The organism is Streptomyces sp. SLBN-31, from assembly GCF_006715395.1.
GTDB lineage: Bacteria > Actinomycetota > Actinomycetes > Streptomycetales > Streptomycetaceae > Streptomyces.
In genome coordinates this window covers 3,860,675-3,883,772 of the sequence record NZ_VFNC01000002.1, presented here as the reverse complement: position 1 = coordinate 3,883,772, position 23,098 = coordinate 3,860,675, and the positions used below count along the sequence as shown (strand labels likewise).

The window sequence follows — 23,098 nt, the reverse complement described above, 5'->3', positions numbered from 1 at the left end:
GCGTCGGACGGGGCCCCCTCGTGGCGTACCGCTACTCCGACTTGATCGCCGTCAGCATGTTCAGGCGGGCGGCGCGCCGGGCCGGCCACAGGGCCGCCAGGATGCCGACCGTCGCCGCGAGGAGGAGGAAGACGGCCATCCTCGCCCAGGGCAGGACCAGTTCGTACGTCGCCATCTTCGTGCCGAGCAGCTCGCCGGCCGCCCAGCCGAAGAAGACGCCCAGGCCGATGCCGAGCACCCCGCCGAACAGGGAGATGACCAGGGACTCCAGGCGCACCATGCGCTTGATGCCCTTGCGGTCGAGACCGATCGCGCGGAGCATGCCGATCTCCTGCGAGCGTTCGAAGACCGACATGGCCAGGGTGTTGATGACGCCGAGGACGGCCACGATCACCGCCATGGCCAGCAGGCCGTAGAGCATGTTCAGCATCAGCGTGAACATCTGCGCGATGTCGTTGGACAGGTCCTGCTTGCTCTGGACCTTGATGGCCGGGTTGGTTCCGAGGGCCTTCTCCAGCTTGTCCTTCGTGGCGCTCGACGCCCCGTCGGCCGTCCGGACCAGGACCTGCATGTCGCCCGGGTCGGTCATGTGCGGGGTGACCACGGCCTTGTCCAGCAGGATGCCCCTGATCAGCTCGTTGCCCTCGTAGACCCCGGAGACCGTCAGGCGGGAGGACCTGCCGTCCTCGTAGTGCGCGGTGAAGGCCGAACCGGCCTTCCAGCCGTGCGACTTGGCGGTGTCCTCGTCGACGACGACCTGCGTGCCGCCCACCTTGAAGGTGCCCTGGTCGACCTTGAGGTCGGTCAGCTCGCCGATCGCGGCGCCGTTCACCCCGGTCAGGGACTCGCCCGTGCCGTCGATGCGCGAGTAGACGTTGCGCAGCGGGCTGGTGGCGGTCACCCCACCGGTCGCGTTCAGTTTCCGGTCGACGTCCGGCGAGAGGTAGTTGCCGTTGGCCATGGAGACCACGTAGTCGGCCCTGATCGCGGCGGAGGCCATCTTGTCGATCGACTTCTGCAGGCTGCCCGCCATCACCGTCATGCCGGTGATGAGGGTGAGTCCGATCATCAGCGCGGACGCGGTGGCCGCGGTGCGGCGCGGGTTGCGCACCGAGTTCTGGCGGGCCAGCTTGCCCGCGACACCGAAGATCCGCAAGGCCGGCGCGGCGGCCGCGATCAGCGGGCGCGACAGCAGCGGCGTGAGGATGAAGACGCCGATGATCAGCAGGACCGCGCCGAGACCCATCGGGGCCTGACCGTCCGAGCCGTCCATCGTCGTGGCGGCCAGCACCACCGCGACGCCCGCGGCGCTGAACAGCGCACCCAGGGTGTTGCGCAGCACCAGTGACTTGGTCGTCGCCTGGGCGTGGATGCTGCTCATCGCGGCGACCGGCGGGATCTTCGCGGCCCGGCGGCCGGGCAGCCAGGCCGCCAGCATGGTGATGACGATGCCGACCACGAGGGCGCTCGCGACCGTGCCCGGCGTGATGACCAGCGGCCCGTCCGGGACGGTGGCGCCGAGGGTGCCCATCAGCGAGCGCAGACCGGCGCCGATGCCGATGCCCGCGACCAGGCCCGTGACGCCCGCGACCGTGCCGACCACGAACGCCTCGATCAGCACCGACCGGGTGACCTGGCGGCGCGAGGCGCCGACCGCGCGCATCAGCGCGAGTTCCCGGGTGCGCTGGGCGACCAGCATGGTGAAGGTGTTGGCGATGATGAACGTGCCGACGAAGAGCGCGATGCCCGCGAAGACCAGCAGGCCCTGCTTCAGCCCGCTCATCGAGGACGAGATCTGCTCGGCCTGGTCGTCGGCGAGCTTCTGGCCGGTGGTGGTCTCCACCCGCTCCGTGCCCAGCGCCTTGTCCAGCCCGGCCTTCAGCGCGGCCTGGGAGGTGCCGGCGGCGGCCTTCACGTCGATCTCGTCGTACGTGCCGGGCTTGCCGAACAGCTTCTGGGCGGTGGCCGTGTCGAACAGGGCGAGGCTGCCGCCGGCGGCGACGTTGCCGTCGTCGGTGGTGAAGACGCCGCTGATCGTCGGGGTGAGGACCGGGCCGTCGACGGAGAGGCGGACCGTGTCGCCGACCTTGTACCCGGCGCGTTCGGCCGTCTTCGCGTCGATGGCGACCTGGTTCGCGCCGTGCGGAGCGCTGCCGGACTTGAGCGGGTACCGGGCGTCCTTGTCGCCCCAGTAGTTGCCGCCCTGCGACTGGAAGCCGCCGCCGATGAGCTTGCCGTGCTTGTCGGCGATGGCGGTGAAGCCGTTCACGACGCCGACCGCGGAGGCCGCGCCCGGCACCTTCGCGCTCCGGTCGAGCATGGCCTGGGTCAGCTCGGGCGTCTTGCTGATCGTGTTGCCCTTGTCCTCCTGGTACTTGGCGGACACGGCGACGTCGACCCGGTCGAAGCCCTTGGCCGAACTGTTCTGGTAGGCGTCGGAGATGGTGTTGGTGAAGACCAGGGTCCCGGAGACGAACGCGACGCCGAGCATGACGGCGAGCACGGTCATCAACAGCCTGGCCTTGTGCGCAAGCACGTCGCGCAGGGCGGTGCGGAACATCAGCTGGTACGGCCCTTCGCGTCGAACTGCTTCATGAAGTCCAGGACGGACTCCGCGGTGGGGCCGTACATGTGGTCGACGATCCGTCCGTCCGCGAGGAAGACCACCCGGTCCGCGTACGCCGCCGCCACCGGGTCGTGGGTCACCATCACGACCGTCTGCCCCAGCTCCCGAACGGAGTTGCGCAGGAAGCCCAGGACCTCGGCGCCGGAGCGGGAGTCGAGGTTTCCGGTCGGCTCGTCGCCGAAGATGATGTCCGGCCTGGAGGCGAGGGCCCGGGCGACGGCCACGCGCTGCTGCTGGCCGCCGGAGAGCTGGGAGGGGCGGTGGCCGAGCCGGTCGCGCAGGCCCACCATCTCGATGACCCGCTCCAGCCACTGCTTGTCCGGCTTGCGGCCCGCGATGTCCATCGGAAGGGTGATGTTCTCCAGGGCCGTGAGCGTCGGCAGCAGGTTGAACGCCTGGAAGATGAAGCCGATCTTGTCCCGGCGCAACTTGGTGAGCTGCTTGTCCTTGAGCGAGCCCAACTCGGTCTCGCCGATGCGCACGGATCCCGAGGAGAAGGTGTCGAGGCCGGCCACGCAGTGCATCAGCGTGGACTTGCCCGACCCGGAGGGGCCCATGATCGCGGTGAACTCGGCCTGCCGGAAGTCCACGGAGACGCGGTCCAGGGCGACCACCTGGGTCTCGCCCTGTCCGTAGATCTTCGAAAGATCCGTGGCGCGTGCGGCCACGGTCGCGGTGGACCGGTCGGCGACGGGTGTGGTGGTCACGGGAAGGGGCTCCTCGCGGGACGATTTGAAGGAAGGGACGTGTTCCATCGTCGTCGCCGTACAGGCCCGTGTAGTCAGTCGCAGTTCCGGTTCCGGGGGGCGACTCGGGTCTGACCCGGTGCCGCGGTGTCATACCTGGGGATGACGGGGATCCCTGACGACCGAGAAGCGGGCAAGCGCTTGCGCGGGCCGGCGTCGAGAACCGGTGGAGCACCCTCGTTCGGGCGGTGAAATTCCGTCATTCCGCATGCGCGGGCGAGCGCCGCACGAAAGGCTATTGGCAAGTGCGGATGGCGTGTACCAGGTGCTGATGCACCCTCAGACGTCAATAAAATAAGACAACATCGGTCCATGGGTCCGCTGTTCGGGGGAGGCATCCCGATAGGCTCGGGACCCTCGACGCGGTGCCCATGGCCTGCCCGGATGGTGGAATGCAGACACGGCGAGCTTAAACCTCGCTGCCCCTTCGCGGGCGTGCCGGTTCAAGTCCGGCTCCGGGCACTACCGCGCCCACGGGACGAAGCGTTCCGTGGCCGGCCGTCACCCTTCGTGCACGGCTCAGCCCTTGCGCAGGGCTCAGCCTTCGTACACGGTGAGGACGGCGCCGTCGACCTCTATGCGGCGGCCGGGGCGCAGTCCGCCGCGCAGCTTCTCCAGACAGCTGTGGAACAGTTCCAGTTCCTCGGCGTCCAGGATCGCGGCGGCCAGGTCGACGAGTTCGGCCACCGCTCCCTCCGTGAGCACCTCGGGCAGTTCGCCCGAGAGCAGGACGACCGATTGGCCGGCGGGTCCGCGGACCACGGCCGTGGCCGGTCCGCCATGCACGAACAACACACTTCCCCCCAGGGGCCCGGCGTGGTCGTGGGGCGGCTCACGCTTCTCGGGCAGGACGAGAGACTAGCGGGGGATCTCTGTGCTTTCGGGCGAGTTGAATTCTTTTTCCGAGTTGACGGAACTCGGTGCGTACGGGGGCCGGACGGGGCCGGTCCGTGCTCGCCGGGTGGCACAAGTCGGCCCGGGCGGCGGTCACTTCTCCGGTGCGCGAGGGGCCGAGCGGTCGAGCAGTGACTCCACGAGGGCGGTCACGTGCCGGCGGTCGTCGGCCGACAGCTTCTGGAGGCTGGCGATGAGCAGGTCGACCTCGGGATCGGTGGCGGCGGTCTCCGGGTCGCCGTCGCCGGGGCTGCCGTAGACGTGGATGCCGCAGGCCTCGGCGGCGGCGCGGCGCACGGTGTCCAACGGGAGTTCCAGTCCCTTGGACAGTCCCTCCAGGGTGGCCGACTGGGGCATGCGGACGACGCGGTCGGCGGTGGCGAGGTGGTGGACGGTGGAGCGCGGGATGCCGCCGCGGCGTGCGACATCGCCGTAGGACCAGCCCTTGCGGTCGAGGCGGTCACGGATCAACTGCTGCAGTGCGTTGGCCACGGGTGGGTCACTTCCTGCTGGCTGTGTCGGCTGGACCGTCCATGTCGGGGCCGATTCTACGGTCGTGTCCCGGGGTCGCCGAAAGGGTGATTCCCCGAACGGGTTGCGCATCGGCCCCGCGAGGCCCTAGTGTCCAATCTCGTTGGACAGCCCGTCCGACCAGATTGGACAGAGTCCGGGGGGAACCTGACGCTGTCTGATCGGAAGTGCCCATCCCTGAGGGGGAATTGATCATGATGGACGCCCACGAGCTTGAGGCCGAGTCCGCGGAGCTGCTGCCGGGTCGCGAGGCCCTGGGTCGGCTGAAGTTCAGCTTCGGCAAGACGGTCAACGTCACCAAGCACGTCGCCCACATCTCGGCGCACAACGAGTCCGCGGCCCTCAACGACCACTCCTCGTGGTCCGTGGCCGACTCCGGTGCCGCCCAGAACATCATCGTCCAGCAGTAACGCTCGCGCTCCACCTCACCACCAACCCGAGAACACCGAAAGGACATCCGTCATGAGCATGGACATGCGCGAGCTGGACACCGAGAGCGCCGAGCTGCTGCCGGGCCGTGAGGCCCTGGGTCGGCTGAAGTTCAGCTTCGGCAAGACGGTCAACGTCACCAAGCACGTCGCCCACATCTCGGCGCACAACGAGTCCGCGGCCCTGAACGACCACTCCTCGTGGTCGGACGCCCAGTCGCAGGCGACGCAGAACATCACCGTCCAGCAGTAGCGGCACCCGCTACCGAGGCGGCCAGGGGGCGGACCGTGAGCACCTGACGGCCCGGTCCGCCCCCACGGCGCGTTCCGGGGGGAACCCGCCGCGCTTCCGGGGGGAAGCGGCGGGTCCGGGGAAGGCGCCGAGGACTCTGGGGGGAGACCACGCATGACAGTGCTCGGCAATGGTCCGACGGCGCTGTACGACACCGGGCCGGTGCCCGGACCCGGCGGCTGGCCGGTGACCTACGAGCAGGTCGCGACGGGCAAGCTGCCCGTCGTCGAACAGCCGCCGGAACCGGCCCCGCGGCTGAGCGCGGGGCTGCAACTGCACGGCGAGTACCAGGGATCGGGCTTCACCGACCCCAAGTACATCGCCCGTCGGGGGGACGGGCAGGTCGTGCAGCTGTCCCGGCTGCTGTACCTGGTGGCGTCGAGCATCGACGGCGTCCGCGACGCCGAGACGATCGCCCACCGGGTCAGCGCGCGGTTCGGCCGCGAGGTCAGCGGCGACAACGTCCGCTACCTGGTGGAGAACAAGCTCCAGCCGCTCGGCGTGACGGTGCCCGCCGGCCAGGAGGACGACGAGGTCGACGCCCCGCGCTCCGACCTGCTGCTCGCCCTCAAGGGCCACCGGGTCATCTTCAACGAGAAGCGGACGGCGCGGATCGCCGCGGCCTTCGCCTGGCTGCACCGGCCGGCCGTCGTCGTGGCCGTCCTGCTGTCGGCGGTGGCCATGGACGTGTGGCTGTTCGGCTTCTTCGGGGCGATCGAGCCGGTCCTGCAGGTCCTCGACCAGCCGGTACTGATCCTCATCGTCTTCGTGCTGACCGTGGCCTCGCTCGTCTTCCACGAGTTCGGCCACGCCTCCGCCTGCAAGTACGGCGGTGCCCGGCCCGGCTGCATCGGCTGCGGGCTGTTCCTCATCTGGCCGTCGATGTACACCGACGTGACGGACGTCTACCGGATCGGGCGGGGCGGGCGCATCCGCACCGACCTGGGCGGGGTGTACTTCAACGTCGTCTTCATGCTCGCCATGGCCGGGGCGTACTTCGCGACCGGGATGCAGTTCTTCCTGGCCGCGGTGTACCTCGGGCACTTCGAGATCCTCGAGCAGCTGATGCCGGCCGTCCGGCTGGACGGCTACTACATCCTGGGCGACCTCGCCGGGGTGCCGGACCTCTACGGCAAGATCAAGCCGATCCTGCTGAGCCTGCTGCCGGGCGCCAAGGGCCGGGCGGCCCGCCAGGAGGTCGCGGGGCTGAAGAAGTCGGCCCGGCACATCGTCGCCACGTGGGTGCTGACGATGGTGCCGCTGATCGTCGGCGAGCTGGGGTACGCGCTGTGGAACCTGCCGCGCATCCTGGCGACGATGACGCGGTCGCTGACCGAGCAGATCATCGGTACGGGGGCCGCGTTCGGGGACGGGCGGATCGCCGAGGGGTTCGTAGGGGTGATCGGCTGCGTCATGCTGCTGTGCCCCATGGCGGGTGTCGTCTATCTGTCCGTGAAGCTGGGCGGCCGGCTCTTCCGTGCCGCCAAGCGCTCCACGGCCGGCCGGCCCCGCCTGCGGATCGTGGTCTGCGCGCTCGCGCTGGCCGGGCTGACCGGGCTCAGCTACGCCTGGGTGTCCGGGATGACTCCGAAGCCGCTGCCGAAGCAGCCGCCGATCGCGCCCATCCTGCAGCCGGGCGTGTCCACGGAGCCTCCGGGTCCCCAGGACGCCTCGACGCCGGGGGAGGACGACTCCCAGGACTCCTCCGGAAGCGGCGCCTCACTGTCGCCGTCGGCGTCGCCCGGTGCGTCCGGACTGCACGGCAGTCCCTCGCCGGGGGTGTCGGGGAGCGCGTCCGCCGCGGCCTCGGCCTCGGCCTCGGCCTCCAGGTCGACCCGGCCGGGCGGGAGCTCGTCGTCGTCCAGGACGGACGGCCCGGTGACCGGGCCGACCCCGACGCCCCCCGACCCGGGCGGCGGCCCGTCCGGTCCGCAGCCGTCGCCGACCCCCTCGGAGAGCGTGCCTGCCTCACCCACCGAGGCCCCCTCGTCGCCGGCGGCCAGCGCGTCACCGGCGGCGACCTGAGGCTCGCCTCCGTGGCCACGGCGGGGTGGACGTCCCTGTCCGGTCACGGCGGCGAAACCACCGGCACGACGGTTCCGGGCGGGGGCACGCGCGGCCCGGGACCAGGTGTCGTCAGGCGGTCCGGGCGGGGGCGCGCGGGGCGTCGGGTGGTCGGGCCGGGGGCCCGTACGGCGGTTCGGTGCGGTGGCCAGGGGACGGGCCGCCGCACCGGCTTCCACGACGTGACCCGTCACCCTCCCGCCGCAGGTCCCTCATCGGCACCGCCTCCGTCTCACACAGTCCGTACCCGATCCATCCAGCGAGGAGATCAGTTCCTTGAGCAGTCATCGAAAAGCACGACCAGTCAACAACCCGTTGACCCGCCGGGCCCTCGGCATAGGCCTGTTCGCCGCCGGCGTCGCCGGTGCCGCGACGGCCGTACCGGCGCAGGCCGCGACCGGGGTGACGCATGCCGCCGTGGTCTCGGACCACGTCTTCAGCCACGTCGACCGGGCGCACCACACCCAGGCCCGCGACTCGTTCACCATCCGCCAGTTCGGAACGGTGAACGCCGCCAGCGCGCGCAACCAGGCCAACGCCGTCTCGGCCGGCTGCTCGGCAGACGACGCCTGCCGTTCGGTGGCGCTGTCCTTCCAGATCGTCACCGTCGCCGGAGAGCACGCGCACCTGCGGGCGGTGAACATCAGTGACGCCGCCAACAAGGAGTGCACCGGCTGCCAGACGCTGGCCGGCGCCTACCAGTTCGTCGTCTCCACGCCCCGGCCCCTGACCCTGGACGCCGCGGCGCAGGGCAAGCTGGCCGACATCCACCGCCGCCTGGACGCGCTGACCAGGTCCTCCGTCTCCGCGGCCGACCTGAAGAAGCAGGCCGACGGGCTGGCCGCCGAGGTCAACGCGGTCCTGAAGGACGCCGTGGCCGGCGCCCCGAAGGGCGACGTGCAGCCCGACGTCACCCTCCACCGGCACCTGGACGGCTGGCCGCCGGCCGCCTGACCCGTCGGACTCCGACCGCCGTGCCGACCCCCAGCGGTACGGCGGTCGGCCATTGACATCGGGTGGCCGCGGGCGCAGACTCACGTGCAGATTTCTGGTGAAGAAAACTTCACTATACGAACGCACGCATGTTCACCCCGCGGCTACTCGAAGGGAACGCCCGATGCGTACCACCGTCGGCATCATCGGAGCCGGCCCCGCCGGCCTGCTCCTCGCCCGGCTGCTTCACAACGCCGGGATCGACTCGGTCGTCCTGGAGAGCCACGACCGCGCCTACGTCGAGCAGCGCCAGCGCGCCGGAATCCTCGAGCAGGGCACGGTGGACGTGCTGCGGGCGGCCGGCGCCGGGGAGCGGATGGACCGGGAAGGGCTCCGGCACGACGGCATCGAGCTGCGGTACGACAGGAAGCGCCATCGCGTCGACTTCCCCGCCCTCACCGGCGGCCGGTCGGTGATGGTCTACGCCCAGACCGAGGTGTGCAAGGACCTCATCGCCCTCCAGCTCAAGGAGGGCGGCCCGCTGCTGTTCGAGGCGGAGGCGCTGGCCGTCGAGGGCGCGGACACCGACAGTCCGTCCGTCCGCTTCCGGCACGAGGGCCGGGAGGAGGTCCTGGAGTGCGAGTACGTCGTCGGCTGCGACGGGTTCTGGGGAGTGGCCAGGAAGGCCGTCCCCGCCGAGCTCGTCCGGGTCTTCGAACGCACGTACCCCTTTGGCTGGCTCGGTGTCCTCGCCGACGTGCCGCCCTCCCACGACGAGCTCGTCTACGCCCGCCACGACCGCGGCTTCGCCCTGCTGTCCATGCGCTCCCCGTCGGTGTCCCGGCTCTACCTCCAGGTCCCCGAGGGCACGGACGCCGGGGACTGGACCGACGAGGAGATCTGGGACGAGCTGGAGCGCCGCTTCGAGACCGAGGACGGGTGGCGCCTGGGGCGCGGACCGATCACCCAGAAGTCGGTGACGCCGATGCGGTCCTACGTCCACGAACCCATGCGTCACGGCCGTCTCTTCCTGGCCGGCGACGCCGCCCACATCGTTCCGCCGACCGGCGCCAAGGGGCTCAACCTGGCCGTCGGCGACGTCGTCACCTTCGCGCGGGCGCTGTCGTACCGGACGGAGACCGGGTCGGACGCGCTGCTCGACGCCTACTCCGAGACCTGCCTGCGCCGCGTCTGGCAGGCCGAGCGGTTCTCGTACGACATGACGACGATGCTGCACCCGGCCCCCGGTGCCGCGCCCTTCGACGACCGCCTCCAGCTCGCCCGTCTGGACCGGATCGCGACCTCCCGGGCCGCCGAGACCGACCTGGCCGAGGGGTACACCGGCTTTCCCCTGGACGACGGCCGTGTGGGCCCCTCCGGTGAGGGGAATCAGGGACCCGCGTAGCGTGTTGCGCAGCATGGCGGGGGAAAGATCCTCCCCAAGCACTAGAGGCATTTCTTTGCCTACCCATTACTCTTGAGCCAAGGCCGCGACGTGTGGCCATGGAGGAGTGAAATGAGGAGCAGAAACCCGGTCTTCTCGCGACGGGGGTTCAGCCGCGACAACGGCTACGCGGGCTTCAACACCGCGCCGCAGGCCGGGGGGCCCGCTGTCGGCACGCAGGCCAACCCGTACGGACAGCAGTACGGCAACCCCTACGCGCAGAACCCTTACGCCCAGCAGGACCTGCAGCACGGCGCCCCGCCCCAGGCCCCGGCCACCACCGGCCGGATGACCATGGACGACGTCGTCCTGCGCACCGCGTCCACCCTCGGCACCCTGATCGTCACGGCCGCGCTCGCCTGGGCGCTGCTGCCGGTCGACGACGCCAACCTCAACCGCTCGTACGGCATCGGCTTCGTCGCGATGATCGTCGGCATGGTCCTGGCGTTCGTGCAGTCCTTCAAGCGCACGGCCTCGCCGGCGCTGATCCTGTCCTACGCCGCGTTCGAGGGCGTCTTCCTCGGCGTCCTGTCGAGCGTCGTGGACAACCGCATCGCCAGCGGCGCGGCCATGCAGGCCGTGATCGGCACGATGGCGGTGTTCGCCGGTGTGCTGGTGGCCTACAAGGCCGGCTGGATCCGCGTCAACCGCCGCTTCTACGGCTTCGTGATGGCGGCCGCGATCGGCTTCGTGCTGCTGATGATGGTGAACCTGCTGTTCGCGGTCTTCGGCGGCGGTGACGGACTCGGCTTCCGCAGCGGCCCGCTCGGCGTCTTCTTCGGCGTCGTCGGCATCATCCTCGGCGCGTGCTTCCTCGCCCTGGACTTCAAGCAGGTCGAGGACGGCATCGCCTACGGCGCGCCGAAGAACGAGGCGTGGCTGGCGGCCTTCGGGCTCACGCTGACGCTGGTGTGGATCTACATGGAGTTCCTGCGGATCATCGCGATCCTCAACAGCAACGACTAGCCTGCGCCGGTCGTACGGCAAAGGGCCCCGGGTCGCCTGACCGGGGCCCTTCGTCATGTCGTGGTGCGCGCCTAGAGCAGTTTGCGCGCTGCCCTCCTCAGGTCGTATTCGTGGACGATCGCCTTCGCGTGGCCGTACGCGAGGTTGTGCTCGTGGCGGAGCCAGCTGACCTTTTCCTCGAAGCGGAAGAGGGCGGGGCCTTCTTCGACGGTGCGCAGCCAGTCGGACACTTCACGACCGGTGCAGTGGGGGATGCGGGCGAGCATGTTGCGGTGGGTCTCCTCGGAGAGGACGTGGGACATCGGCGCCTCCGGACGCAAAGGGGATATAAGCCGGTCCTTCAGGTCACGGTGCCTGAGCGTTCGCCTGTTGGCAACAGTCCGGAGGTCCCGCGTACGCTCCTTCTGTGGTTGATACGACGCCCCTGACACGTGCCGTGGATCATTTCGCCGACCGGTTGAGGGCGGCGCCGCAGAGCCGGCTCCAGCGCGGGGCCGCCGCCGAGGCGCTGGAACTGGCCAGGGAGTTGGCCCGTCGGACGCAGGCCGTTGAGGAGCCGGGCACTCCGCTCAGGGAGATGCCGGACGCGGGGATGTTCGCGGCCGCGGACCAAATCACCGTCGCCGCACACGACTTGGCCCTCGTCCTTCGGGACGAGGACCAGGTGGAAGCGGCCGTGGAGCTCGTGACGCACGCCCAGCAACGGGCCGGCGTCTGATCGCTACAGGGACGCTATGACCCGGTCCGCGAGGATGTAGACGTTCTCCTCGCCGCACGCGAACGTCAGCGTGTAGGCGCCCGAGATGCCCGAGCCGCCCAGCAGGACCGGGGTCTCGCCCGCGCGCAGGGCCGCCGCCAGGCGTTCGGCCGTCTCGCGGTGGCCCGGGGTCATGCACAGCGTGGTGCCGTCGGCGAAGACGTAGACGTCGAGGGTGCCGAGGGGGCCGGGGCGGACGTCGGCCAGTTCGACGCGGGACGCGGCCAGTTCCTCCAGGGTGGCCACCGTGCGCTCATGGTCGTTCACCACGGGCGACTGGACGGGGACGAAGTCCGGGTGGGACGGGTGGCGGCGACGGGCCGCGGCCAGTTCGGGGGAGTCGGCGGCGAACTCGTCGCCGTCCGTGGACGGCTCGGTCACCGACTCCAGCGGCTCCAGCCCCACGAAGTCGCTCTGCCGGGGCAGGAAGAGCTCGCTGTCCGGCAGACCCAGCAGGGAGGGGGCGTCGGAGACGTCACGGGCCTCCTGGGCGGCCCAGAAGGCGCGCGCCTCGGCCAGTTCGCGCTCGCGTTCCTCGGCGAGTGCCTCGGCGACGGCGGCGCGTATCTCGTCGGCCTCGGTGGAGAGGCGGGCCGCCGGCACGAGACCGTGCGGGGCGCGCTGTTCGGCGAGCTGCGTGTGCAGGGCGGCGACCTCACGGCGCAGCACCATGAGGGTGCGCAGGACGGCGACGCCCACGGCGCCCGTGGCGGCCGTGATGAGCAGCAAGGCGATCGGCATGGCGCTCACTGACGTACTCCCGGTTCAAAGTCGACCCCCGACTTCCTACATCAGCTTGAAGGGCGGACTAACCAGCTGTCAGTGCGTAACGTCACGAATAGGACAGGACTTTGGGCCCGTGGCCCCCACCGTGACGGCGCTGACCTGCGTGGATCTCTCCGGTTAGGGAGATAGGTCACATCCTGGGGGAGATTGGATCACAAAACGGCCCGAAGTCCAGGGGTGTCCCGGACTCCGGGCCAGAGGCTCACGAGGTGTGCCCCGGTGGTTACGGAGGGCTCAGCTCAGACGCTCGATGACCATCGCCATGCCCTGGCCGCCGCCGACGCACATGGTCTCCAGGCCGAACTGCTTGTCGTGGAACTGCAGGGAGTTGATGAGCGTGCCTGTGATGCGGGCGCCGGTCATGCCGAAGGGGTGGCCGACGGCGATGGCGCCGCCGTTGACGTTCAGCTTCTCCAGCGGGATGCCGAGGTCGCGGTAGGAGGGGATCACCTGGGCGGCGAACGCCTCGTTGATCTCGACCAGGTCGATGTCGCCGATGGTCAGGCCGGCGCGGCTCAGGGCCTGCTTGCTCGCCTCGACCGGGCCGAGGCCCATGATCTCGGGGGAGAGACCGGAGACGCCGGTCGACACGATGCGGGCGAGCGGGGTGAGGCCGAGCTCGCGGGCCTTGGTGTCGCTCATGATGACGACCGCGGCGGCGCCGTCGTTCAGCGGGCAGCAGTTGCCGGCGGTGACCAGGCCGTCGGGACGGAAGACGGGCTTGAGGCCGGCGACGCCGTCCAGGGTGACACCGGCGCGCGGGCCGTCGTCCTTGGAGACGACCGTGCCGTCGGGGAGGGTCACCGGGGTGATCTCGCGCTCCCAGAAGCCGTTCTTGATGGCTTCCTCCGCGAGGTTCTGCGAACGGACGCCGAACTCGTCCATGTCCTGGCGGGTGACGCCCTTGAGGCGGGCCAGGTTCTCGGCGGTCTGCCCCATCGCGATGTACGGGTCGGGGACCAGGCCGTCCTCGCGCGGGTCGTGCCAGGTGGTGTTCTCCTGCGCGGCGACCTCGGCGGTGCGGGCCTCGGCCTCGGCGAAGAGGGGGTTGTGCGTGTCGGGGAGGCTGTCGGAGTTCCCCTTCACGTACCGGGAGACCATCTCGACGCCGGCCGAGATGAAGACGTCGCCCTCGCCGGCCTTGATGGCGTGCAGGGCCATGCGGGAGGTCTGCAGGGAGGAGGAGCAGTACCGGGTGATGGTGCAGCCCGGCAGGTGGTCCATGCCCATCTGCACGGCGACGATACGGCCGAGGTTGTTGCCCTGCTCGCCGCCGGGCAGACCACAGCCGAGCATCAGGTCCTCGATGTCCTTCGGGTCCAGCTCGGGGACCTTGGCGAGGGCGGCCTGGATGATCGTGGCGGCGAGGTCGTCGGGGCGCAGGTCTTTCAGGGAGCCCTTGAAGGCGCGGCCGATGGGGGAGCGGGCGGTCGAGACGATCACGGCTTCGGGCATCACGGCTCCATTGGCGTACGTACGTGCGTGGGCAGGGCTGGTTGGGAAGTTACCCGTACGTATGGTCGGGGTCACGGGTGCGACGGTGTGACCCTGACCGCAATTTTCTAAGCGCTTGCTTGGGCCTCCGGCGGGTGGGCGGGTGCCGGTGCGGGTGGATGGGGGTGCGGGTTCCCGGGGGCCGCGCCCCCAGACCCCCTGTCGGTCCTGCGGGCCTCGTCCTCGAACGCCGGGCGGGCTGGAGGGGTGGAGGGTGGTCTGGAGGGTGCGGGTGGATGGGGGTGCGGGTTCCCGGGGGCCGCGCCCCCAGACCCCCTGTCGGTCCTGCGGGCCTCGTCCTCGAACGCCGGACGGGCTGGACAGGGCGGACGGTGGTCCGGGGCCCGGCCTGGAATGCCGGATCGGCTGGGGACCTCAGACTCCGGACGGGCTGGAGGGGGTCGGGGTGGGTTCGGAGGGGGTTGGTTCTGTCACCCGCCGCCTGCGCCTGCGCTTGAGGAGGGCCCAGGGGCCGCGCGGGCCCGTCGGCATCGCGGCCGTGACCTCCGTGCCGGGCTCGGACGCCGCCTCGGCGGCCGCCCGCGCCACCGGCAGGAAGCCCTCGCGCCGCGCCGCGTCCGGGCGGTCCTCGTCCGCCGGCCACAGCGCCAGGGCGGCGCAGACCGTCGGGAGGACGGCCATGGCCGCCGTCGCGTACCCCTCCGCCGAGGGGTGGTAGTTGTCGGGGCCGAACAGCTCGCGCGGGTTGGCCTCGAACTCCGGGCCCAGCAGGTCGCCCAGCGAGACGGTACGGCCGCCCTGCTCCACCACGCCGATCGTCTGGGCCGCCGCCAGCTGACGGGAGGCCCGGCGGGCCAGCCAGCGCAGCGGCTGCTGGACCGGCTCGATCGTGCCGAGGTCGGGGCAGGTGCCGACCACCACCTCCGCGCCGGCCGTGCGCAGCCGGCGGACCGCCGCCGCCAGATGGCGGACGGAGCGGGTCGGCGGCATGCGGTTCGTGACGTCGTTCGCGCCGATCATGATCACGCAGACGTCCGGCATCCGGGCGGGGTTCGCCAGCACCAGGGCCACCTGGCGGTCCAGGTCGTCGGACGTGGCCCCCGGCAGGGCCACGTTGTGCAGCTCCACCGGACGCTCCGCCACCGCCGACAGACCGGAGGCCAGCAGCGCGCCCGGTGTCTGGCCCGCCCGGTGCACGCCCTGGCCGGCGGCCGTGGAGTCACCGAGCATCGTCAGGCGCAGGGGAGGTTCGTCGGGAACGGTGTACGCGGTGCCGTACAGGCCGTCCGCCACCGGCACCCGCCCGCTGCCGCCGTTGCCCACATGGCGCTTGGCCAGCTGCACCTCCGCCAGCAGCAGACCCACGGCGGCCGCGCCGGCCAGTCCGATCCCGCCGCCGCCGTACGCGGCGCCGGCCGCGATCCGCCGGGCCACCCGTGCCCTCGACATGCTCGTCATGCGTCGCCGCCACCTCCTCTTAGCCGTACACCCACTCCTTGCCCCGTACAGACGGTGCGCCAATCTCAACGGGGAGTGAACGACCGTCGTGGACGGTCCACAGGTCATAGGCTGGCCGGACCACCAGGACCACTTTTTTTGCAAGCGACCGGAGACAACGGTGCGATTCCACGACTCGATGATCAGCCTCGTCGGCAACACCCCGCTGGTGAGGCTCAACAGCGTTACCAAGGGCATCAGGGCCACCGTCCTGGCCAAGGTCGAGTACTTCAACCCGGGCGGCTCGGTGAAGGACCGCATCGCGCTGCGCATGATCGAGGCGGCGGAGCAGAGCGGGGAGCTGAAGCCGGGCGGCACGATCGTGGAGCCCACCAGCGGCAACACCGGCGTGGGACTGGCCATCGTGGCCCAGCAGAAGGGGTACAAGTGCATCTTCGTCTGCCCCGACAAGGTGAGCACTGACAAGATCAACGTGCTGCGCGCGTACGGCGCCGAGGTCGTCGTCTGCCCGACCGCCGTGGACCCCGAGCACCCGGACTCCTACTACAACGTCTCCGACCGGCTGGTGCGCGAGACGCCCGGCGCGTGGAAGCCGGACCAGTACTCCAACCCCAACAACCCGCTCTCGCACTACCACTCCACCGGCCCCGAGCTGTGGGAGCAGACGGAGGGGAAGATCACCCACTTCGTCGCGGGCGTGGGCACCGGCGGCACCATCTCCGGCACCGGCCGGTACCTGAAGGACGTCAGCGACGGCCGGGTGCAGGTCGTCGGCGCCGACCCCGAGGGTTCCGTGTACTCCGGCGGGTCCGGGCGGCCGTACCTGGTGGAGGGCGTGGGCGAGGACTTCTGGCCCACCGCCTACGACCGGACCGTGGCCGACGAGATCGTGGCCGTCTCCGACAAGGACTCCTTCCAGATGACCCGCCGCCTGGCCAAGGAGGAGGGCCTGCTGGTCGGCGGCTCCTGCGGCATGGCGGTCGTGGCCGCGCTGCGGGTCGCCGAGCGGCTCACCGAGGACGACGTCGTGGTCGTCCTGCTGCCGGACAGCGGCCGCGGCTACCTCAGCAAGATCTTCAACGACGAGTGGATGGCCGACTACGGCTTCCTGGAGGACGAGGGCCCCAGCGCCCGCGTCGGCGACGTCCTCAACGACAAGGAGCACGGCGCCATCCCGTCCCTCGTCCACATGCACCCCGACGAGACCGTCGGCCAGGCCATCGAGGTGCTGCGCGAGTACGGCGTCTCGCAGATGCCGATCGTCAAGCCGGGCGCCGGCCACCCGGACGTGATGGCAGCCGAGGTCGTCGGCTCGGTCGTCGAGCGCGAGCTGCTGGACGCGCTGTTCACCCAGCGGGCCTCGCTGGAGGACCCGCTGGAGAAGCACATGTCCGCCCCGCTGCCCCAGGTCGGCTCCGGCGAGCCGGTCGCCGACCTGATGTCCGTGCTCGGCGCCGCCGACGCGGCCATCGTCCTCGTCGAGGGCAAGCCGACCGGCGTGGTCAGCCGGCAGGACCTGCTGGCCTTCCTCGCCAAGGGCGGGAAGTGACGGCGAACGTCCGGTGAACGGCCGGTGCCGGCGCGGGTCTTGCGGCGTTCGACGATCTCCGCGGACTTCGCGGAAGTGGTACGAGGGTGTCACGTCCACGCAGCACACGCTTAACACGCGTCCGGCAGATTAGTGGGTGTCGGCAGGGCGGGAGCGGCTCCCCGCCCAGGCCGGCGCCGATCGTCCAAGGACCTCCGGAGCGGCTCCCGGACCTCCATGGACGCCGGACGCGAGGCCCGGCCTGACCCGGTCAGCGTCCTTCGCGGGGACCGCCGTCGTCCCGCCCCCCGGCAACGGGGGTGCGGCGGTCCCCGCGCATCCTCCTTCTACGCGCGTGCGCCGGCCCAACTGCCCAGCAGCGCCAGCCTCTCCGCCGTCTCCGAGCCCGGCTCGGGCGTGTAGACGACGAGCGTCTGGTCCTGGTCGGTGGGGATCGTCAGGGTCTCGTACGGCAGGGTCAGCAGGCCCGCCACCGGGTGCCGCATCCGCTTCACGCCGTACGCGCACTCCTTGACCTGGTGGTCGGCCCACAGGCGGCGGAAGTCCTCGCTCTTGACGGACAGTTCCCCGACCAGCGCGCACAGTTCGGGGTCGTCGGCGTACCGGCCCGCGCAGATCCGCAGGTTGGCGACGGTCTGGGCGGCCACCGCGGACCACTCCGGGTACAGCTCACGGCTCGCCGGGTCAAGGAACACCTGCCGGGGCACGCTGCGGCCGGCCGCCGTCATACGGCTGAAGCCGCTCAGCGCGTCGGCGAGCGCGTTCCAGGCCAGTACGTCCATGGCGGGCCCGAGGACGAACGCCGGGGTGTGCGTCATGCCGTCGAGCAGCGCCCGGATGCCGGGGCGGACCCGGGACGCGGCCCGCCGCTCGCGCTTCTTGTGCGGCCGGGCCACCTCGTACAGGTAGGCGTGCTCCCCCTCGTCCAGCCGCAGCACGCGCGAGACGGCGTCCAGCACGGCGTCCGACACACTCGGTCCACGCCCCTGCTCCAGCCGGATGTAGTAGTCCACGCTCACGCCGGCGAGCTGTGCCACCTCCTCGCGGCGCAGGCCCGGCACGCGGCGCCGGCCGTACGAGGCCAGCCCCACCTCCTCGGGCTGTATGCGGGCACGGCGCGAGCGCAGGAAGTCTCCGAGGTCCCCGTTCATGGGTTCGATCGTAGGGGAGGGGCGGGATTCCAGCCTGGTTCTGGCAGACCCAGGAAAAGCGCATCCCTGGGTGGGACCGGCCCGGCGGCGCACGGTGGTGGTCGCCGCCGGGCACGCCGGCGGCCCGATCGCTCAGGGAGTGCACCATGTCGTACGAGAACCTGGACGGCCGTACCGCCGTCGTCACCGGGGCCGCGAGCGGGATCGGCGAGGCCGTCGCCGTGCTGCTGGCCGCGCAGGGTGCGAGGGTCGCGCTGCTGGCCCGGCGCCGGGAGCGGCTGGACGCCGTCGTGGAGAAGATCAGGGCCGACGGCGGGCAGGCCGTCGCCGTCGCCGCCGACGTGACCGACGACGGCTCGGTGGACGCGGCCGTCGAGCGGATCCACGCGGAGTACGGAGCCGTCGACCTGGTCGTGAACTCGGCGGGTGTGATGCTGCCCCACCCCGTGGACGACGGGCGCATCGACGAGTGGCAGCGGATGATCGACACGAACGTCACCGGGGTGCTGCGGATGATCCGCGCCTTCACCGGGGACCTGCTCGCCGCCGCCGCGGCGGGGCGGGCCGCGGACCTGGTGAACATCTCGTCGGTCGGCGCCCACCTCACCTTCCCCTCCTACGCGGTGTACGGGGCGACCAAGGCCGCGCTGACCCACCTCTCCGCCACCCTGCGCACCGAGTTCGGGCCGCGCGACGTCCGGGTCACCAACATCGAGCCGGGACTGACGGCGACCGAGCTCGCCTCGCACATCGAGAGCGACACGATGCGGGAGTTCGTCGACGCGATGGTGGACACGATGGGCGCCCTGTCCTCGGAGGAGGTCGCCGACGTCGTGGCGTACGTCAGCAGCCGTCCCCGGCACGTCAACCTGCGGCAGATCATGGTGCTGCCGACCCGGCAGGCGTGAGGGTCAGTCCTCCCAGCGGTCGCCGTCCTTGTCCCGCCGGCGCCGCGCGCCGAACAGGCTGGGGTTGGCGCGCGCCGCCTGGAAGGCGTTGACGCCGACGATTCCGGCCCAGGTGACGAAGAGGCCGGGCAGGTGGGCGATGCCGCCGCCGATCGCGGACAGCGGGATCGCCAGGACCATCGAGACCATGCCGAAGCCGAAGCGCTCACCCCAGGAGTCCGTCGGCTTCGGCCCGCGGGCGCCGCGGGCCACCACCATCTGCTGCTCGGCCATCTGCCGGCGCACCCGCCGATCGACCGCCCCGTCGATGCGCTGGTCGACCTTCTCCAGGAAGGAGTCGACCAGTGCGGACTCGTACTCCTCGCCCAGCTCCCTGCGCGCCTGCAGCGTGGCGTTGAGTTCCTTCTTGAGCTCCGCGTCCCGCGCGTCCATCGCCGTCTCCGTCCCCATGCCTGTCATGGAATCCCACGGTAGGCAGCCGCGGCGCCCGTCGCACTGGGGATAGCCCCCCTGTCCGGACTGGGGTTCGCCGGGCGGGACGGTGCCTCGATCTTGCGAGGGGCACGCCCGATCGGGAACGCTGTGCCTGCATAGGGCCATGCAGCATTCCTAGAATCTGAATATGGCGTGTCCGGGTGAGGGGAGTGGGGGCGTGACGCACACCGGCCTGGTCGTCCTCGACGGCATCGGGCTCGGCGTCGAGGACGTCGTCCGCCTCGCCGACGGCTCCGCGCGTCCGGTGCCCGGGACCGACGCCATGAAGCGGGTCACCGAGTCCTGGGACGCGGCCCGCCGGATCGCCGCGACGGGACGCGTCTACGGCCGCTCCACCGGCGTCGGCGCCAACCGCAACGAGCCCGTGCCCACCGAGGCAGCCACCGGGCACGGGCTGCGGCTGCTGCGCAGCCACGCGGGCGCCATAGGGGACGAGCTGCCCGCCCGGCAGGTCCGGGCCATGCTCGCCGTACGCGCCAACCAGCTGCTGGCCGGCGGTGCGGGACTGCGGCCGACGGTGGTGACGGCCCTGTGCGAGGCGCTGGCGAAGGGGGCGCATCCGGTCGTCAACGAGTTCGGGTCGGTCGGCACCGGGGACATCGCCGCACTGGCCCAGGTGGGGCTGGCGCTGGCGGGGGAGCATCCGTGGCGGCCGGCCGGTGACGGCTCCGGCGCCCCCGCGGCCCAGCCCCTCGACAACAACGACGCCCTGGCCTTCATCAGCAGCAACGCCCTCACCCTCGGCCAGTCCGCGCTCGCCCTGCACGAACTGCGCGCCCTGGTGGAGGCGACCCAGGTGGTCGCCGCGCTGTCGCTGCTGGCCGTGGACGGCTCGCACGAGGCCTACGCCGCCCCCGTGCACGCCGCCCGCCCGCACCGCGGCAGCGCCGAAGTGGCCCGCCGCATGCGGCTGCTGATCGGCGCCGCGGACCGGCCCACCCCGCCCCTGGGCCGTATCCAGGACCCGTACGGCTTCCGCTGCCTGCCCCAGATCCACGGCCCGGCGCACGACGCCGCCGACGCGCTGGAGAAGGTGCTGGACGTGGAGATCAACGCGGCCGCCGAGAACCCGCTGATCTCGCCCGAGGACATGGCCGCCTACCATCACGGCGGCTTCTACCAGGCCCAGCTCGCCCTCGCCCTGGACCACTTCAGGCTCTCGCTGATGCAGGTGGCACGGCTGTCGACCTCCCGCCTGTCCACCCTCAACGAACTCGCCTTCACCCGCCTGCGCCCCTTCCTCGCCGACCACGAGCCGGCCGCCTCCGGCGTGATGATCCTGGAGTACGCCGCCGGCGCCGCCCTCGGCGACCTGCGCGCCTTCTCCGCCCCCGCCTCCCTCGGCCACGCTGTACTCTCCCGGGGCGTCGAGGAACAGGCCAGTTTCGCCTCGCTCGCCGCACGCCAGACACTGCGCGCCTGTCGCGCGTACCGTCTCGTCGTCGGCTGCGAACTCGTCGCCGCCGTACGGGCGTTGCGTCAGCGCGACTTCAGGCCCGACCCGGAACTTCCGGTGGGCCGTGCACTTCGGCTCGCCGAATCCGTACTGGCACAGGACCAGGCCGACCGGCCGCTCACGGACGACGTGACGGCGGCGGCCGCAACTCTGGACCGGTTCCCCGGTATCTGGAGGGGGACCGAGTCATGAGCCTGGAAGGGGACATGAGCGTGATGGACAGTCCTGCGGGGCGCCTTCAGGCGCTCTTCGAGGGGCACCGGCTGACGCCGACCCAGCGGCGCATCGCGCACAGCATGGTGCGCCGGGCCGCCGACGTGCCCTTCCTGTCCAGCGTGGAGCTGGCCGAACTGGCCGGGGTCAGCCAGCCCTCGGTGACCCGCTTCGCCGTGGCCCTCGGCTTCGACGGCTACCCGGCGCTGCGCCGGCACCTGCGCGAGGTCGCGCCGGCGGAACAGGCCGCCGAGGCCGCCTCGCACAACGCCTACCAGCAGGCCGTCGAGGCCGAGATCGAGAACCTGCGCCACCTGGCCGAACTGCTCGCCGACCCGCGCCCCGTGCGCAGGGCCGGACGGCTGCTCGCCGCCTCCCGCCCGCTGCCCGTCCTCGGGCTGCGCGCCGCCGCCTCCCAGGCCTACGGCTTCGCCTACTTCGCCGCCAAGGTCCATCCGGACGTACGGCTGCTGCACGAGGGCGGCACGATGATCCAGGACCGCATCGAGGGCGCCGTACGCGCCGGGGCGAGCGCCCTGCTGTGCTTCGCGCTGCCCCGCCACCCCCGCGAGGTCGTGGACACGCTGGCCTTCGCGAAGGAGGCCGGGCTGACCGTCGTCACCGTCGCCGACTCCGCGTTCGCGCCCGTCGCCAGGGTGTCGGACCTGCTGCTGCCCGCCGCCGTGGGCACCGGCCTCGCCTTCGACACCGCCTGCGCGCCCATGCTGCTGGGCCGGGTGCTGCTGGAGGCGATGTGCGACGACCTGCCGGACGCGCAGGCCCGGCTGGAGGAGTTCGACGCGCGGGCGGCGGCACGGGGGCTGTTCGTCGAATAGGCGGGCGCGCTGTTCGAGCCCGGCAGCGGGGCGCGTGTTTTTTCAGACTCGTCTCACCTTCGCTCGCTACCCTCCCGGCCCACAGGACTGTGCCAGGACGACGAGGAGGCGGAACGTGGCACGCGCAGATCGCAGGGCTCAGGGTCTGGCCCGGGTGGCCGTCGTCGTACGCGCCGGGGCCGCGCCACTGTGGTGGGCCGGCGTGTTCGCGGCGGGTGTCGGGGTGCTGGTGCCGGGGGTGACCGGGCGCCGGATCGGGGTGATGGCGGGGGCCGCGCTGTTCCTCGTCGCCGCGGCCGTGGTGTCGTACGGCCGCCGCGGTCGCTATACGGCCCTGGCCCGCTCGGCCGTCCGCGCGAGCCGGCACGACGTGCTCCAGGACCGTGCCGTGAGCGTGCGCAACTGGCGGCGCGGGCACCGGTGGTGGCTGCTGCTCGCGTTCCTGGCCGCGCTGGGCGCCTCCTTCGCCGTGCCGGCCGCGGGCGGGATGCTCCTCGCCGGTGCCGGCACGGGGCTGCGGCTCAAGGCCGCCTGGCTGGGGCGGCGCGAACGGACCGAGGACGCCCTGCTGTGGGTCCGGGTCGACTGGCTCTCCGCGAACGGAGGCCGCCCGGCCGGCAAGGCGGTCAGGGCCTACCGCAGCACGGGTATCGCGGCGGGCGACGCGGCCCCGGGCGGGGCGCGGCGCCGCACCGCGGCACTCGTGTGAGCTGACGCGCCCGCTAGACCTCCAGGTCCTCCTCGATCCTCTTGAGCTGGTGGCGGGCCATCGCCAGGTTGGCCCGCTTGCCGTCCAGCACCAGGTAGAGGAACAGGCCGTTGCCGCCCCTTCCGCTGATCAGGCGGATCAGGTGGTACTGGTCGGACAGGGTGATCAGGATGTCCTCGATCTGGGCCTTGAGCCCGAGGTGCTCCATGGTGCGCATCTTGGCGCGGACGACGTCGGTGTTGCCCGCGGCGGCGACATTGAGGTCGAAGCCCTTGCTGCCCCCCATCGTGCCGAGCGCCATGCCGCTGGTGTAGTCGACGAGCGCGACGCCGGTCGCGCCCTCGATGGAGGCGAGGGCTTCCTTCAGACAGGTTTCGGTGTTGGCCATGAGTGTGTTCCTC

At 71.4% G+C, this 23,098-nt stretch carries 23 protein-coding genes and 1 tRNA gene; 13 read left to right on the top strand and 11 right to left on the bottom strand.

The features are described from left to right. Nucleotides 1-31: 31 nt before the first annotated feature. Together FBY22_RS37545 and FBY22_RS37540 are read right to left on the bottom strand one after the other, a co-directional pair. On the bottom strand, nt 32-2,560 hold the full coding sequence (locus FBY22_RS37545; RefSeq protein ID WP_142152403.1) for an ABC transporter permease: 2,529 nt from the start codon (nt 2,558-2,560) through the stop codon (nt 32-34). Continuing rightward, a complete protein-coding gene (locus FBY22_RS37540) occupies nt 2,560-3,333 on the bottom strand; it encodes an ABC transporter ATP-binding protein (protein WP_142152402.1) in 774 nt (257 codons plus the stop codon). Before FBY22_RS37540 ends, FBY22_RS37545 begins: the two co-directional genes overlap by 1 nt. Nucleotides 3,334-3,750: 417 nt before the next feature. Here FBY22_RS37540 and FBY22_RS37535 point away from each other — a divergent pair. Further along, a tRNA-Leu gene (locus FBY22_RS37535) sits at nt 3,751-3,834 on the top strand. Nucleotides 3,835-3,909: 75 nt separating this feature from the next. Here FBY22_RS37535 and FBY22_RS37530 read toward each other — a convergent pair. Together FBY22_RS37530 and FBY22_RS37525 are read right to left on the bottom strand one after the other, a co-directional pair. After that, nucleotides 3,910-4,158, bottom strand: a complete 249-nt coding sequence (locus tag FBY22_RS37530) for a hypothetical protein (RefSeq protein WP_239015294.1) — start codon at nt 4,156-4,158, stop codon at nt 3,910-3,912. A gap of 201 nt (nt 4,159-4,359) precedes the next feature. Next, the gene (locus FBY22_RS37525; RefSeq protein WP_142152401.1) at nt 4,360-4,758 is read right to left on the bottom strand and encodes a helix-turn-helix transcriptional regulator; all 399 of its coding nucleotides are present in this window, start codon (nt 4,756-4,758) and stop codon (nt 4,360-4,362) included. A gap of 233 nt (nt 4,759-4,991) precedes the next feature. On the opposite strand from FBY22_RS37525, the gene FBY22_RS37520 reads away from it, so the two are divergent. The 6 genes from FBY22_RS37520 to FBY22_RS37495 all read left to right on the top strand — a co-directional run bounded on the left by FBY22_RS37520 (nt 4,992) and on the right by FBY22_RS37495 (nt 10,924). Beyond that, nucleotides 4,992-5,207 (top strand): hypothetical protein, encoded by a 216-nt coding sequence (locus tag FBY22_RS37520; RefSeq protein ID WP_174267357.1) that lies wholly within the window; start codon nt 4,992-4,994, stop codon nt 5,205-5,207. A 52-nt stretch (nt 5,208-5,259) separates the two neighbouring features. Next, nucleotides 5,260-5,478: a hypothetical protein gene (locus FBY22_RS37515; RefSeq protein WP_142152400.1), complete on the top strand. Its 219-nt coding sequence runs from the start codon at nt 5,260-5,262 to the stop codon at nt 5,476-5,478. A 153-nt stretch (nt 5,479-5,631) separates the two neighbouring features. Beyond that, a complete protein-coding gene (locus FBY22_RS37510) occupies nt 5,632-7,542 on the top strand; it encodes a hypothetical protein (protein ID WP_142152399.1) in 1,911 nt (636 codons plus the stop codon). A 315-nt stretch (nt 7,543-7,857) separates the two neighbouring features. Continuing rightward, a complete protein-coding gene (locus FBY22_RS37505) occupies nt 7,858-8,535 on the top strand; it encodes a hypothetical protein (RefSeq protein WP_142152398.1) in 678 nt (225 codons plus the stop codon). Between the two features lie 163 nt (nt 8,536-8,698). Beyond that, the gene (locus FBY22_RS37500; RefSeq protein ID WP_142152397.1) at nt 8,699-9,919 is read left to right on the top strand and encodes a 4-hydroxybenzoate 3-monooxygenase; all 1,221 of its coding nucleotides are present in this window, start codon (nt 8,699-8,701) and stop codon (nt 9,917-9,919) included. A 111-nt stretch (nt 9,920-10,030) separates the two neighbouring features. Beyond that, nucleotides 10,031-10,924 carry a Bax inhibitor-1/YccA family protein gene (locus tag FBY22_RS37495; protein WP_142152396.1) on the top strand — a complete coding sequence of 298 codons (894 nt, stop codon included), beginning with the start codon at nt 10,031-10,033 and terminating at the stop codon, nt 10,922-10,924. 71 nt (nt 10,925-10,995) lie between these two features. On the opposite strand, the gene FBY22_RS37490 is transcribed toward FBY22_RS37495, so the two are convergent. Continuing rightward, nucleotides 10,996-11,226, bottom strand: coding sequence for a DUF4287 domain-containing protein (locus tag FBY22_RS37490; protein ID WP_058924900.1), 231 nt, complete (start codon nt 11,224-11,226; stop codon nt 10,996-10,998). Between the two features lie 104 nt (nt 11,227-11,330). Between FBY22_RS37490 and FBY22_RS37485 the strand changes: the two genes are divergently transcribed. Further along, nucleotides 11,331-11,642 carry a hypothetical protein gene (locus FBY22_RS37485; protein ID WP_174267356.1) on the top strand — a complete coding sequence of 104 codons (312 nt, stop codon included), beginning with the start codon at nt 11,331-11,333 and terminating at the stop codon, nt 11,640-11,642. Between the two features lie 3 nt (nt 11,643-11,645). Here FBY22_RS37485 and FBY22_RS37480 read toward each other — a convergent pair whose 3' ends face one another. From FBY22_RS37480 to FBY22_RS37470, 3 genes are all read right to left on the bottom strand, one after another. Beyond that, nucleotides 11,646-12,422: a hypothetical protein gene (locus tag FBY22_RS37480; protein ID WP_174267398.1), complete on the bottom strand. Its 777-nt coding sequence runs from the start codon at nt 12,420-12,422 to the stop codon at nt 11,646-11,648. Nucleotides 12,423-12,701: 279 nt separating this feature from the next. Then, nucleotides 12,702-13,922: an acetyl-CoA C-acetyltransferase gene (locus tag FBY22_RS37475; RefSeq protein ID WP_142152394.1), complete on the bottom strand. Its 1,221-nt coding sequence runs from the start codon at nt 13,920-13,922 to the stop codon at nt 12,702-12,704. Nucleotides 13,923-14,336: 414 nt separating this feature from the next. Further along, a complete protein-coding gene (locus FBY22_RS37470; protein WP_174267355.1) occupies nt 14,337-15,380 on the bottom strand; it encodes an SGNH/GDSL hydrolase family protein in 1,044 nt (347 codons plus the stop codon). Between the two features lie 160 nt (nt 15,381-15,540). On the opposite strand from FBY22_RS37470, the gene FBY22_RS37465 reads away from it, so the two are divergent. After that, nucleotides 15,541-16,929, top strand: coding sequence for a cystathionine beta-synthase (locus FBY22_RS37465; RefSeq protein WP_142152393.1), 1,389 nt, complete (start codon nt 15,541-15,543; stop codon nt 16,927-16,929). A 326-nt stretch (nt 16,930-17,255) separates the two neighbouring features. Here FBY22_RS37465 and FBY22_RS37460 read toward each other — a convergent pair whose 3' ends face one another. Further along, nucleotides 17,256-18,080 (bottom strand): helix-turn-helix transcriptional regulator, encoded by an 825-nt coding sequence (locus FBY22_RS37460; RefSeq protein ID WP_142152392.1) that lies wholly within the window; start codon nt 18,078-18,080, stop codon nt 17,256-17,258. 146 nt (nt 18,081-18,226) lie between these two features. Here FBY22_RS37460 and FBY22_RS37455 point away from each other — a divergent pair, with 146 nt between their 5' ends. After that, complete coding sequence (locus tag FBY22_RS37455) at nt 18,227-18,988, top strand: SDR family oxidoreductase (protein ID WP_142152391.1); 762 nt, start codon at nt 18,227-18,229, stop codon at nt 18,986-18,988. A 3-nt stretch (nt 18,989-18,991) separates the two neighbouring features. Here FBY22_RS37455 and FBY22_RS37450 read toward each other — a convergent pair whose 3' ends face one another. Continuing rightward, nucleotides 18,992-19,420, bottom strand: a complete 429-nt coding sequence (locus FBY22_RS37450) for a hypothetical protein (protein WP_174267397.1) — start codon at nt 19,418-19,420, stop codon at nt 18,992-18,994. 220 nt (nt 19,421-19,640) lie between these two features. On the opposite strand from FBY22_RS37450, the gene FBY22_RS37445 reads away from it, so the two are divergent. The 3 genes from FBY22_RS37445 to FBY22_RS37435 all read left to right on the top strand — a co-directional run bounded on the left by FBY22_RS37445 (nt 19,641) and on the right by FBY22_RS37435 (nt 22,697). Further along, a complete protein-coding gene (locus FBY22_RS37445) occupies nt 19,641-21,131 on the top strand; it encodes an aromatic amino acid ammonia-lyase (protein WP_260845302.1) in 1,491 nt (496 codons plus the stop codon). Beyond that, complete coding sequence (locus FBY22_RS37440; RefSeq protein WP_142152388.1) at nt 21,128-21,988, top strand: MurR/RpiR family transcriptional regulator; 861 nt, start codon at nt 21,128-21,130, stop codon at nt 21,986-21,988. Before FBY22_RS37445 ends, FBY22_RS37440 begins: the two co-directional genes overlap by 4 nt. Before the next feature lie 115 nt (nt 21,989-22,103). Further along, the gene (locus FBY22_RS37435; protein ID WP_260845301.1) at nt 22,104-22,697 is read left to right on the top strand and encodes a hypothetical protein; all 594 of its coding nucleotides are present in this window, start codon (nt 22,104-22,106) and stop codon (nt 22,695-22,697) included. Between the two features lie 13 nt (nt 22,698-22,710). Here FBY22_RS37435 and FBY22_RS37430 read toward each other — a convergent pair whose 3' ends face one another. Then, entirely contained in the window at nt 22,711-23,085 is a 375-nt protein-coding gene (locus FBY22_RS37430) for a hypothetical protein (protein WP_142152387.1), read from the bottom strand. Nucleotides 23,086-23,098: the final 13 nt, after the last annotated feature.